Raw genomic sequence first — 12,543 nt, 5'->3', positions numbered from 1 at the left:
AGCCTTAGCTAGAAAGCGAAGGCTTTATACTAACTTTAGTTATTGCAATGGATTTGAAATAAGCAATAATTCAGGATGTAATTCTAGTGCCTCTTGGCAATATTCACAAATAACCTGAACGGTCTTATCGCCATTTTGTTCATAGGTTATTATACCTTCCCTCTCAGAAGGGGTCAAGGAATGCAATCCTAATTCTTCTTCACTAAACATTCTATCATCTATACTTCCAAGATGTTGCCCACAATGCTTACATACATATTGAATCATCAGTGTATGGCCTCCAAATCCTAATCATTTAGTCATTTTTAATTCTATTATTCCCCTGAGAGGATAAAGTCCATACAATGATTCAAAATTTAATGGTATTTATTCATTAACATTTTAAATTCTATCCCACTAATCCAGTCTTTAATTGCAAGTGCAGCTTTCTGAATACTCTCATTTATGACCTCTTTTTCCTCACTTGAAAATTTAGTCAAGACATGATCAATAATTGAAGCATACTCTGGTCGATCAATTCCAATTCGAATTCTCTTAAATTCTTCTGTCTCTAGGTTTTGAATCATCGACTTAATGCCATTGTGTCCTCCAGCACTTCCCTTTTCTCTAAACCTTAATTTACCTAATGGTAGATCTAAATCATCATAAATAACAACCATATCCTTTATATCAATCTTATACCAATCTAGAATGGGGCGGACAGCCTCTCCTGAAAGGTTCATATAAGTAAGTGGTTTTACAAAAAGAACTTTCTCTCCATCCAATCTAGCATCAGTAATGTTTGCATTAAATTTTGTTGTTGTAGATATTAAATCAGTAGTTTCTAACAAATCATCAATTACCATAAATCCAATATTATGCCGAGTATTTTCATATTGTCTTCCTGGATTTCCCAAACCAACAACTAACTTCATTTTATGTCCTCCTATTTTTAGACCTAAGCCCATTTTAACAAAACAGATTTACTTGGAAAACTTATTTGCAATAAAGAAAAAACGTAACCCCATTATAGGCTACGTTTATAAGAATCATAGACATTCTCATCTATTTTGCGGCGTCTATTCCTCGACCATCCTTAGGATCTACAATCTTTGGTTCATGAACAGGCCTTTCTTCCAATAAATCCTCTTCAATCATTTTTGGTGGAATGATGGTTAAAAGAACCGAATCAGGATCATGTTGAATTTCAACACCATCGGGTACCATTAAATCCCTAACATATAAGGCATCACCAATGTCTAGGTCAGAGATGTTCACTTGGATAAATTCTGGAATATAAGCAGGTAAGGCTTTTACCTCAATATCTCTTATCTGCTGTTGGACAATTCCACCATTCTTTTCACCCATTGATTTGCCGAAGAAATGTAATGGTACAGAAGTACTAATCAGCTTATTCATTTGGACACGCTGTAAATCAACATGAATGACTTTTTGGTCAATAGGATCTCTTTGGATTTCATTGATTTTGACAGGAATTTGCTCATTTCCCATTAAAATATGGAAAATGCCACTTTTTCCATGTTCTTTTAATTGTATTTTAAGTGTACTTTCCTCAATTTGAATGGGTTGATTTGAAAAACCATTACCATATAAAACACCTGGTATATAGCCATTTTCTCTTAAATGGTGCAAGATTGAATCTGCCCCTATTTCCCTTACAATCACTTCTAAATTGATTGGTTCCATGTTCCCCCTCCTAAACTTTTATAAACTAATTTCTATTATTTCCTAATCAAGAGGGAACTAAACCATTTTTAGTCAAATAATTTGCTTACGGATAACTCTTCATGGACCCGAACAATAGCTTCACCAATTAAAGGGGCGACAGATAATGTTTTAATTTTATCGTTCTTTTTCTCCGTTGATAAAGGAATCGTATTCGTAACCACCAATTCTTTTATTTGTGAATTTTGAATCCTCTCAATTGCTGGACCTGATAGGACAGGGTGTGTACAGGAAGCATAAACTTCTTTTGCACCGGCTTCTTTTAAAGCATTTGCTGCAAGAGCAATAGTCCCGGCCGTATCAATAATATCATCAATTAAAATGGCTACTTTTCCATCTACATTACCAACAATATTCATAATTTCTGCTACATTTGGTTCTGGTCTACGCTTATCTATAATTGCAATCGGCGCCCCTAATCGTTCAGCCATTTTTCTTGCACGCGTTACTCCCCCATGATCTGGGGAGACTACAACAATATCTTTTAAATTTTTCTTGGCAAAGAAATCAGCTAAAATAGGCACCCCTAATAAATGATCTACAGGAATATCAAAGAATCCTTGAATTTGAGTAGCATGTAAATCCATTGAAATCATTCGGTGAGCCCCTGCTGTTTCAATCAAATTAGCAACTAACTTAGCTGTAATTGGATCCCTTGCTCTTGCCTTTCGATCTTGTCTTGCATATCCATAATAAGGGATTACCACGTTAATGCTTTTAGCTGATGCTCTTTTTAAAGCATCTACCATAATTAAAAGTTCCATAAGATGTTCATTCACTGGAGAGGATGTAGACTGGATCACAAATACATCAGCACCTCGAACACTTTCATTTAATTTAACGCGTATCTCTCCATCACTAAAACGTAAAACTTCAGCATCCCCTAATGGAATTCCAATATGTTCAACAATCTCACGTGCTAAATCCGGATTTGCGTTACACGTAAACACTTTTAATGTAGAATCACTATATGGCATTTTTATACCCCCAAGAATGTTCTATTTCGTATCCTGCTGATTTTTTTCTCTTATTTTTTTAACATATCCTTCTTTATTCGTTTGTCTTTCCCTCGCTATCGCTAATGAAAAGTCTGGTACATGATCAGTAATTGTAGATCCAGCTGCTACATAAGCATCATGACCTACAGAAACAGGAGCAACAAGGTTCGTATTACAACCAATAAATGAATGATCCCCTATTTCAGTGCGATGCTTTTTAAATCCATCATAGTTAACCGTTATCGTTCCACAGCCAATATTTACATCTTCTCCCAAAGTTGCATCGCCAATATAAGAAAGGTGAGACACCTTTGTCCCTTTACCTAGTTTGGAGTTCTTTATTTCCACAAAATCGCCTACTTTCACCCCAATCCCAATATGGGAACCAGGGCGAATATAAGCAAAAGGCCCAATTTTAGCTTTTTCCTCTATCGTTGATGAGAAAATAACGGAATGGGTAATGACAACATCTTGGCTAACCATGACATCTGTCAAATCTGCACCAGGCCCGATGATACAATTTCCCTTTATCGTCGTTTTACCTTTTAGATACGTATCAGGATAAATGATTGTGTCTGGATCAATCATTACATCTTTTTCAATATAGGTTCGATCAGGATCAATAACAGTTACACCCTCACGCATATGGTGTTCGATAATTCGATTTCTTAATATTTTTTCTGCTTTTGCTAATGCGATACGATCATTAATACCGATCGTTTCATCTGAATTATCCGTTTTATAGGCAGAAACAATCATTCCTTCTGATTGTAAAATTTCAATAACATCCGTTAAATAATATTCCCCCTGTTTATTATCATTGTTCACTTTTAAGAGGGCATTAAATAATTTTACATTATCAAAGACATAAGTTCCTGTATTGATTTCTTTTATGGCCTTTTCTTCTATAGAGGTATCTTTTTCTTCAACAATTCTTAATACATGACCCTCTTGATCTCGGATAATCCGACCATATCCAGTTGGTGGATCAATTTCGGTAGTTAAAATGGTTGCTGCAGCATTAGTCGTTTCGTGTTCTGAGTAAAGCGTCTTTAAGGTATCTTGGGTGATTAAAGGAGTGTCCCCCATAATAACTAAGGTTGTTCCTTTTTTACCATTGAGTATAGAACTTGCCTGCATAATTGCATGAGCTGTTCCAAGTTGTTGCTCTTGAATCGCATATTGAACCTGATCTCCCAAGTAAGTTTTTACTTGTTCTGATTTGTGTCCAATTACTACAACAATTTCTTTAATACCCATTTCTTTTAACTGGTCAACAACATGACCAACCATTGGTTTACCACTGACTTGATGTAATACTTTAGGTAGATTTGATTTCATTCTTGTGCCTTGGCCTGCGGCCAATACCACTGCATACAAATCAGACATGGTTATCCCCCATTTACGCACAATTATTCCACTATGACTATATCTTAATTGATGATTGAATTCAAGGAAAATACAAGATTGAATTTTTAACCAAAAAAAAGAGCTCTTAAAAAAGAACTCTTTTCATTCATTATTAAATTATGCCCCGGCAACCATTTCCTGTTCTTCACCAATACGTTCATACTCAGCAAGTACGGCGGATTGAATTTTTTCTCTTGTAGCAGAAGAGATTGGATGAGCGATATCACGAAACTCACCATCCGGGGTTCTTTTGCTTGGCATGGCTACAAACATTCCATTATTCCCATCAATCACTCGAATATCATGAACAACAAATTCATTGTCAATCGTAATTGATGCAATCGCTCTCATACGCCCTTCCGTGTTGACGCGGCGAAGTCTTACGTCAGTAACCTCCATGTCTTTTCACCACCTTTTTCCATAAATAACGAGCTTGATAATTATTTCGCTATCTATTATAAAATTCCTTCTAGAAAATGACAAAAAAGAGGAAAAATTTTTATCATTTATTCTAGAAAAAATTGCCTAGCTCAACATTTACTAGTTTCTCTCTTTCATTCACTTCTGTTAATCTAGCCAATGATATATAATCTTTAATTAATCTTTCTTCCGTTTCTCCTGATTCTACAAAAACACCAATTCCTTTTAAATGGGCATTAAACTCTTGCAAAAGTCCAATCATACCTTTAATTGTCCCGCCAGCTTTCATAAAATCGTCGATTACAAGGACATTAGATCCTTCTTTTAAAGCCCTTCTAGCCAATGACATGGTTTGAATTCTTTTAGTAGAGCCTGACACGTAATTGATGGTTACAACCGACCCCTCTGTTACCCTGCTGTCCCTGCGTACAATAACCACAGGAACATTTAAATAACTAGCTGTTGCATGGGCCAAGGGGATTCCCTTTGTTTCGACAGTAATGATCGTATCAATTTCTTGATTAGAGAATGCAGAAGCAAACATCCTCCCCAATTGTTTTAATAATTTCGGATTCCCTAAAATATCTGACATATATAAATAACCACCCGGAAGAAGTCTTTCCACACTAGATAATGCTTGGCAGATTCTTAGCATTTCCGTCTTTGCTTCTTCCTTAGGTATAGACGGAATAAACTTTACCCCACCTGCTGCCCCTGCTAAAGTAAGGAGTTGACCAATGCCTTCCTCTTGAAATATTTCGTCAATAATATCAATATCCTCACTGATTGAAGATTTAGCTGAATGATATCTTTCAGCAAAGTATGATAAGGAAATAAGGGTGTTAGGTTGATGTAAAAACTGTTGAGTTAGGTCAACAATTCTAGCGCTTCGCCTTAGTTTTTTCATAAAGACCTCCAAAAAACGAATAATTTAGGAAGATTATAATATTATTGTACGGTATTCATCAAGTTATTTTTACCTTAGTAAACGAACGACATACACTTCTTTACAAAAACCCCTCAATCCATTATAGATCCGATTTAACCTTGATTCCTTATTAACTAAAGCAAAAACAGTTGGTCCACTCCCAGACATTAAAACGCCATCCGCCCCAAATCCTTCTATTTGTTCTTTTAAATACTTTACAGAAGGGTAAAGTCGAAAAGTAACCTCTTCTAATACATTAAAAAGGTTTTTTGTGATTCCATCAAAATTATGGTCTTTTAATGCTATAATCATCTGATCTGTATTTGGATGTTCTTTAATATCTTGCCAATTTAGAGCTCCATAAATATCGGCGGTCGATACACTAATTGGTAATTTTGCTAAAATAGCCCAACCAGGAGGAGGCGAAACAATAGGGGTGACTTTTTCCCCTCTCCCCTTTACAAGAGCCGTACCACCAACAACACAAAAAGGTACATCTGAACCGATCTTTCCACCCAGTTCCATCAATTCATTAGAAGTTAAATGTAAATTCCATAAGCGGTTTAAACCTCTTAATGTGGCAGCAGCATCACTACTTCCACCTGCCAAACCTGCGGCAACAGGAATATTCTTTTCTAGAAAGACTCGCACTCCTTTTTTTATTTGATAGGTGCTTTTTAATAAATGGGCTGCTTTATATATTAGGTTCCGTTCATCATTAGGTATAATTCCTGAGTTAGTCTCTAAGATAATCTGATCATCTTCAAGATCTTCTAATAGAATTCTATCGGATAAATCAACCATAGTCATAATCATTTCAACTTCATGATAACCATCATCTCTTTTTCCTAATACATCAAGGGTTAAATTTATTTTTGCAGGAGCTTTCTCCCATATCTTCATACCATCACCTACTTTATCTAAGCCTGTTCATCAATCCATTGTAACATTTACAATGAAGAGTATAAAGAAAAAGCTAGGGAAAACTTTCCCTAGCCTTATCCACATTTTATGATCGACCTTGCTCCGCTAAACTACGCTCAGCAATTTCTATGGCTCTTTTCACCATATTTCCTGCATCACGAGTCGTGATTCCACCCCAACCATTTCTTTGCACAGTGTCATAAAAACCAAGCTCTTTTGCGAGTTCCTCTTTAAACTGTTCAGACATCACACCGCGATTTCTTCGGCCCATCATATAACCTCCTTTAGTTTGTGGACACTTTTAGTATATGTAAATTAATCAAAATTAAAAGTAGGAACACCTTCGTGCCCTACTTTGTTATCTTTGACTATAAGTAATCTTTACTTCTCCATCATCTTTACATACAGTTAATTCAATAGATTCGGTAAGAATATCCGCATAACTGTATGATACCCTTTTAAAGGAATGTTGTTCTTCATCTAATTTTATAATAAAAACTGAAGGGTAGGTCTCTTCTAAAATGCCAGTTCGCTCAATGGTCTTTCTACGTCCTCCATTAGCTTTTAGCATAATTTTTTCGCCAACGTAATCATCTAAACTACGTTTGATGGCATTTAAGGTATTATTCGCCATTTGTTCTACCACCTCTCTATATGTGAATTATAACACATATAGAATAGTATGTCAAATAAACAAATTATTATAGCAGTGGGACAAATATGTTGTCAATATATTTCTCGAAAATATATTTCATCGCTTAATTTAGCAAACTCGGATAAAGTTAACGTTTCTGCCCTTCTTACTGGGTCGATCCCTACTGAATTTAAGATTTCCTCTACTTCTGCTTTCCTTTCTTTCCCAAAAAGATTATGGATTAGATTGTTAAATAGTGTCTTCCTTCTTTGGGAAAAGCTAGCTCGTATCAATTTAAAGAGAAAATCTTCGTCCTTTACTTTAATTGGCGGTTCTTTTCTCATTTTTAAATGTAAAATGGCTGAATCAACGTTGGGTTTAGGAATAAAGACTGAGCTTGGAACATAAAAGGCAATACTTGCTTGAGCATAGTATTCAATTAATAATGTTAAACTACCATACTCTTTACCCCCAGGTTTTGCATTGATTCTTTCTGCAACCTCCTTTTGTACCATTACCGTAATCGAATCGATTCCTAATCTATCCTCTAACAATTTAATTAAAATGGGTGTTGTGACATAATAGGGTAAATTGGCCACTATTTTTTTTGAAGAGTATTCTTTCAATTCCTCTATAATAAGTTGATTTAAATTAGTTTTTAATACATCAGCATGAATGAGCTTTATATGATCATAGAGAGATAAAGTCTCCTTTAAAATCGGAATTAATCGTTGGTCAATTTCAATTGCAACTACCTTTCCAGCCTTCTCTGCAATTTTTTGCGTTAAAGCTCCGATTCCCGGGCCAATTTCGATCACTCCGGTGTTTAGGTCAATTTCTGCCTTTTCAACAATTTTTGTTAAGATGTTAGGTTCAATGAGGAAGTTTTGCCCTAAACTTTTTTTTAAGGTAAAACCATACTTTTTTAAAATATTCATCGTTTCTGCTGGGTTAGATATATTGACCGCCATCATTGATTCATTCCTTCATTTTTATCATTTTTAATGCGTTAGAGAACTCAATTTCTGAGATTTGAAACATATTTAGTCGTTTGTGAAGCTGTTTTGCATTTGCATAACCAATTCCTAATACTTTTCCTAGTTCGATTCTTTTCTGTTTTGCTAGGTCATTACCCACTAATCCTTCTGCAACTAATCGATTCCATGGGATTGTTTCTTTTGCATCTATCCATTCAGATTTTACATCATTTAATGCTTTGCGAATCACATTTGGAGAGGCATTCTCGACCCCAATATCTCCTTTTTTAGTGGCCTCTTCCCTTATTATAAATGCATGTTTTACTCCCGGAACTTGCCGACTGATGATTTTCCTTATTCTTTCTCCAGGATAGTCTGGATCTGTCAGAACAATAACTCCCCTCTTCTGATGGGCTTTTTTGATTTGGTCAATGATTTGAGGAGATATTGCAGATCCTCCTGTTTCAATGGTATCGGCCTGAACCGCTCTTTGTATCGCTACCGTATCGTCTCTTCCTTCAACTACGATTACTTCCTTAATCTTCATTGTTCCCTCCTATAGCTCCTCATACAAACAAACAGGGGAAAACTCCCCCTGTTAGTTGTTCACTATTTTGTTGGCTTTTCCGGTCCTAAAACATACACGGTTACACCAGTTTTTACCCCAAGCTGACTTGCTTTTTGATCATTACCTACATAAAGGTCAATTTTATTTCCTTTAATCGCACTGCCTATATCTTCTGCTTTTCTTAATCCAACTCCATCAATCCAAACCCACCAACCTAGTGGAATAATCTTTGGATCAACAGCAATCGTTCTCCCAACAGTTGCTGTTGTTCCTGTATAGGTATAAACTCCGGAACCATAATGGGTCATTTTTATGTTTTTAAGAACTTTAATTGGCCTGAGAATATAACCACCTCTAGAAACAGTAGCAGAAGCTGTTCCATAAGCAATGATTTGATCTTTCTTTTCTTTGACAATATCCTGTTTTAGCAGTTCTCTCTTTACTTCTTTTCCATCTTCATAGGTAATTTCATAAACCTTAGCAATTTTTCCATCTTGGCCTTTAACCAATACTTTCTCTTGGTTCTTTTCTAAAGACAGGTCAGCCTTTTTAACTAATCCATATTTAATATTCTCTTCTTGTGTTACGATTTTCTTTGTGATTCTTGAAATTTTAATATCCATTTCTGATTGAACTATTGTGTTAAGGCTTGGGTAAACTTTATCTAATGGACCAAGTTGAATGCCTAGTTGATTTATCACCTGATCAATCGTTTTTGCAGTAGTCCAATGATCAATTTGTTTACCATCTACCTGTACAATTACTAATTTAGCAGTATTTACAATTACCTTCTGCCCATCCTTTAACGGTGACTGAAGAGGAACAGAAAGTTGATCATGAGCGCCTATTTTTATTTGCTGCTGATCTAACAATTCTTTCACTGTTCCTTTGAAAGTAGAAACTTCTTTTTCTTTTCCATTTACAACGAGAATAACTTCTTTTTGCATCAACTGGTAAAAAGTTACGAAACTGAATGCTAAAATAGCCAAAAAAACAATGATAAAGAGTGTCTTTTTATATTTTGTATTAGGAAAAGAAGGAATGACAGAAGAAGAATGGTTGCCTGCTTTTAAAGACAGTTTTCCCATTACATCTCCCCCTTTAGCAGTTCAACATTTTATTCAATGATAGCTAAAATGTCAAACCAATATTTTCCATCCCTTAAATCCATTAGAATTTCAAAATCTGTTTAGCATTTCTTGTCGTAATTTGTGCAATTTCTTCGACATCCATTCCTCGTAATTCGGCGATTTTTGTTGCAACAAATTTGACATATGCCGACTCATTTCTTTTCCCACGATATGGTTCAGGGGTTAAATAGGGAGAATCGGTTTCAAGCAGTATCCGGTCAATAGGTATATGGGTTGCTACTTCCTTAGGTTTTTTTGCGTTTTTAAAAGTGACTGGTCCGCTAAAGGAAATATAAAAGCCTAAATCAATGCATTCCTTTGCCATTTCCATACTACCAGAGAAAGAATGTATGATCCCTCCCACATCCTTAGCACCTTCTTCTCTAAGGATTGAACAAATGTCTTGATGAGCATCACGGTCATGAATAATAATCGGTAAGTTCACTTGTTTTGCTAATTGAATCTGTTTTCGAAAAATTTCTTGTTGCACTTCTTTAGGAGCAAAATCCCAATAATAATCTAGACCAATTTCACCAATCGCTAATATTTTTGGATGTTGGGTGATTTCCTTTAACCAGTCAAAATCTTCTTCTTTCATTTCATGTGCATCGTTAGGATGCCAACCAACAGCTCCAAAAATAAAATCATATTGTTCAACTAATTCAATCGTTGAAAGAATCGTTTCTCGGTTATAACCGATGTTAATAATCGTTTCAACACCTACTTCTTTCGCCCGTTTGATCACTTCAGCTCGATCTTCATTAAATTTTTCATCATTTAAATGTGCATGTGTATCCACTAACATAAGAATCACCTAACCGTTATTTGACTTTGGCTCCATTTGGAATATCATCGGAAACAGTAGCAAGCACCAACTGATCCCCTTGCGATGCTGCCAAAATCATTCCTTTGGATTCTTCACCTCTTAATTTTACTGGCTTTAAGTTGGTTACACAGATAACTTTCTTTCCAACCAAATCTTCAGGTTGGTAATACTTAGCGATACCAGACACCACTTGACGTTTTTCATAACCAAGATCTAATTGAATTTTAAGCAATTTATCTGCATTTGGTATTTTTTCTGCTTCAATCACTTCTGCTACTCGTAATTCAACTTTAGAGAAATCATCAATTGTAATTTGATCTATTGTCGTATTTTCCATCTTGGTATCTTCTCCATTTGTGTTCGCTGATTGGTTTAATTTTTTTGCATTCTCTTCTGCTTGCTTTCGTGCAGCAGCCGTTGTTTCATCAATTGCTTTGATTTCTTCTTCCATATCAAGGCGTGGAAATAACGCTTCTTTTTTCTCTACTTTTGCTCCTGGATGAACGATACCCCAAGATTTAGTTAAATCCCAATTGGTTGACACAACATCCAAACCTAGTTGCTCCCATATTTTTTGAGGCGTTTTCGTCATAAAAGGCTGAATCAAGATAGAAGTAATACGAATACTTTCTACCAGTTGATATAAAACCGTCCCTAGCCGCCCTTTATTAGCCTCATCCTTTGCAAGTGACCAAGGCAAAGTTTCATCTATATATTTGTTCGTCCGATTGATGAGTTGCCATATCTGCTGTAAAGCCTGGCTAAAGAGCATCTGATCTAATGATTCCTCTACCTTTTGTGAGGTTTCCATCGCAGCTTGTTTTAGATCTTCATCCAGAGAGGTTAATGCTTCTGGAGTTGGGACAAACCCATCAAAGTATTTCTCTATCATCGCTACTGTCCTACTGACTAAGTTACCTAAATCATTAGCTAAATCCACATTTAAACGCTGAATGAAAATTTCTGGCGTAAATACTCCATCACTACCGAAAGCAATTTCTCGTAAAAGAAAATAACGAATACTATCTGAACCATAACGGTCAATTAGGAATTTTGGATCGATCACATTCCCTTTTGACTTTGACATTTTCCCATCTGGCATTAAAATCCATCCATGTCCAAATACTTTTTTAGGTAATGGTAAGTCTAATGCCATTAAAATAATTGGCCAATAAATGGTGTGGAATCGTAGAATGTCTTTCCCAATTAAATGAACATCTGCTGGCCAGTAGCGTTCAAATGTCTTTCGTTCTTCCGGATCATCGGATAAATAGCCGATAGCAGTAATATAGTTGGTTAAGGCATCAATCCAAACATAGATCACATGTTCCGGATTGTCCGGTACCTTTATTCCCCAATCAAACGTTGTCCTAGATATCGACAAGTCCTCTAAACCCGGTTTTAGGAAATTGTTAATCATTTCGTTTTTCCGTGATTCCGGTTGAATAAACTCTGGATGCTCTTCAATATATTGCAATAGCCGATCTTGATATTTTGACATTTTAAAGAAATAACTTTTCTCCTTCACTAGTTGCACAGGTCGATGACAATCAGGGCATAAATAGCCTTCGTCTGTTTTAACTAGTTGCCTTTCAGTCCAATATGCCTCATCAGGTACACAATAATATCCTTCATATTCTCCAAGATAGATGTCTCCATTTTCTAAAAGCTTTTTGAAAATCCTTTGTACCACTTTTTCATGACGTTCTTCCGTTGTCCTAATAAAATCATCATATGAGATATCAAGTTTTTGCCATAAATCTTGAATCCATTCTACAATTGGATTGATAAACTCAATTGGCTTTAAGCCTTCTTCCTCGGCTCTTTTTTGTAATTTTTGCCCATGTTCATCTGTTCCAGTTAAATAATACACATCATAGCCACGGAGCCTTTTATATCTAGCCATCGCATCAGCAGCAATCGTTGTATAAGCATTACCGATGTGTAATTTATTACTTGGATAATAAATCGGTGTCGTAATATAAAATGTTTTTTTACTCAAA

General features: G+C 35.7%; 15 protein-coding genes. All 15 read right to left on the bottom strand.

The window, feature by feature from the left end:
• Positions 1-39 precede the first annotated feature (39 nt).
• A complete protein-coding gene (locus TEPIDINF_RS12250) occupies positions 40-267 on the bottom strand; it encodes an anti-sigma-F factor Fin (RefSeq protein ID WP_399168139.1) in 228 nt (75 codons plus the stop codon).
• A gap of 89 nt (positions 268-356) precedes the next feature.
• Positions 357-914: an aminoacyl-tRNA hydrolase gene (gene pth, locus TEPIDINF_RS12245; RefSeq protein WP_421692105.1), complete on the bottom strand. Its 558-nt coding sequence runs from the start codon at positions 912-914 to the stop codon at positions 357-359.
• A gap of 130 nt (positions 915-1,044) precedes the next feature.
• Entirely contained in the window at positions 1,045-1,686 is a 642-nt protein-coding gene (locus TEPIDINF_RS12240; protein ID WP_068727057.1) for a 50S ribosomal protein L25, read from the bottom strand.
• Between the two features lie 68 nt (positions 1,687-1,754).
• On the bottom strand, positions 1,755-2,702 hold the full coding sequence (locus TEPIDINF_RS12235) for a ribose-phosphate diphosphokinase (protein ID WP_068727054.1): 948 nt from the start codon (positions 2,700-2,702) through the stop codon (positions 1,755-1,757).
• A gap of 21 nt (positions 2,703-2,723) precedes the next feature.
• A complete protein-coding gene (gene glmU, locus TEPIDINF_RS12230) occupies positions 2,724-4,112 on the bottom strand; it encodes a bifunctional UDP-N-acetylglucosamine diphosphorylase/glucosamine-1-phosphate N-acetyltransferase GlmU (RefSeq protein WP_421692104.1) in 1,389 nt (462 codons plus the stop codon).
• A 138-nt stretch (positions 4,113-4,250) separates the two neighbouring features.
• Positions 4,251-4,532 carry a septation regulator SpoVG gene (gene spoVG, locus TEPIDINF_RS12225; RefSeq protein ID WP_068727050.1) on the bottom strand — a complete coding sequence of 94 codons (282 nt, stop codon included), beginning with the start codon at positions 4,530-4,532 and terminating at the stop codon, positions 4,251-4,253.
• A 112-nt stretch (positions 4,533-4,644) separates the two neighbouring features.
• A complete protein-coding gene (purR, locus tag TEPIDINF_RS12220; protein ID WP_068727048.1) occupies positions 4,645-5,460 on the bottom strand; it encodes a pur operon repressor in 816 nt (271 codons plus the stop codon).
• A 69-nt stretch (positions 5,461-5,529) separates the two neighbouring features.
• Complete coding sequence (ispE, locus tag TEPIDINF_RS12215; protein ID WP_069797905.1) at positions 5,530-6,384, bottom strand: 4-(cytidine 5'-diphospho)-2-C-methyl-D-erythritol kinase; 855 nt, start codon at positions 6,382-6,384, stop codon at positions 5,530-5,532.
• 106 nt (positions 6,385-6,490) lie between these two features.
• The gene (locus TEPIDINF_RS12210) at positions 6,491-6,676 is read right to left on the bottom strand and encodes a small, acid-soluble spore protein, alpha/beta type (protein ID WP_069797903.1); all 186 of its coding nucleotides are present in this window, start codon (positions 6,674-6,676) and stop codon (positions 6,491-6,493) included.
• 87 nt (positions 6,677-6,763) lie between these two features.
• Positions 6,764-7,039, bottom strand: a complete 276-nt coding sequence (veg, locus tag TEPIDINF_RS12205) for a biofilm formation stimulator Veg (RefSeq protein WP_068727041.1) — start codon at positions 7,037-7,039, stop codon at positions 6,764-6,766.
• Between the two features lie 92 nt (positions 7,040-7,131).
• Entirely contained in the window at positions 7,132-8,010 is an 879-nt protein-coding gene (rsmA, locus tag TEPIDINF_RS12200; protein WP_421692171.1) for a 16S rRNA (adenine(1518)-N(6)/adenine(1519)-N(6))-dimethyltransferase RsmA, read from the bottom strand.
• A gap of 7 nt (positions 8,011-8,017) precedes the next feature.
• A complete protein-coding gene (gene rnmV, locus TEPIDINF_RS12195; RefSeq protein ID WP_068727039.1) occupies positions 8,018-8,563 on the bottom strand; it encodes a ribonuclease M5 in 546 nt (181 codons plus the stop codon).
• A gap of 62 nt (positions 8,564-8,625) precedes the next feature.
• Positions 8,626-9,672 (bottom strand): ubiquitin-like domain-containing protein, encoded by a 1,047-nt coding sequence (locus tag TEPIDINF_RS12190; protein ID WP_421692103.1) that lies wholly within the window; start codon positions 9,670-9,672, stop codon positions 8,626-8,628.
• A gap of 82 nt (positions 9,673-9,754) precedes the next feature.
• Positions 9,755-10,519 (bottom strand): TatD family hydrolase, encoded by a 765-nt coding sequence (locus TEPIDINF_RS12185; RefSeq protein ID WP_421692102.1) that lies wholly within the window; start codon positions 10,517-10,519, stop codon positions 9,755-9,757.
• A gap of 16 nt (positions 10,520-10,535) precedes the next feature.
• Positions 10,536-12,542 carry a methionine--tRNA ligase gene (gene metG / locus TEPIDINF_RS12180; RefSeq protein ID WP_421692101.1) on the bottom strand — a complete coding sequence of 669 codons (2,007 nt, stop codon included), beginning with the start codon at positions 12,540-12,542 and terminating at the stop codon, positions 10,536-10,538.
• Position 12,543 lies beyond the last annotated feature (1 nt).

Origin of the sequence: Tepidibacillus infernus, from assembly GCF_048898065.1 — a bacterium.
Classification (GTDB): Bacteria; Bacillota; Bacilli; order Tepidibacillales; family Tepidibacillaceae; genus Tepidibacillus_B; species Tepidibacillus_B infernus.
This window is presented reverse-complemented; position numbering and strand designations above follow the sequence as displayed.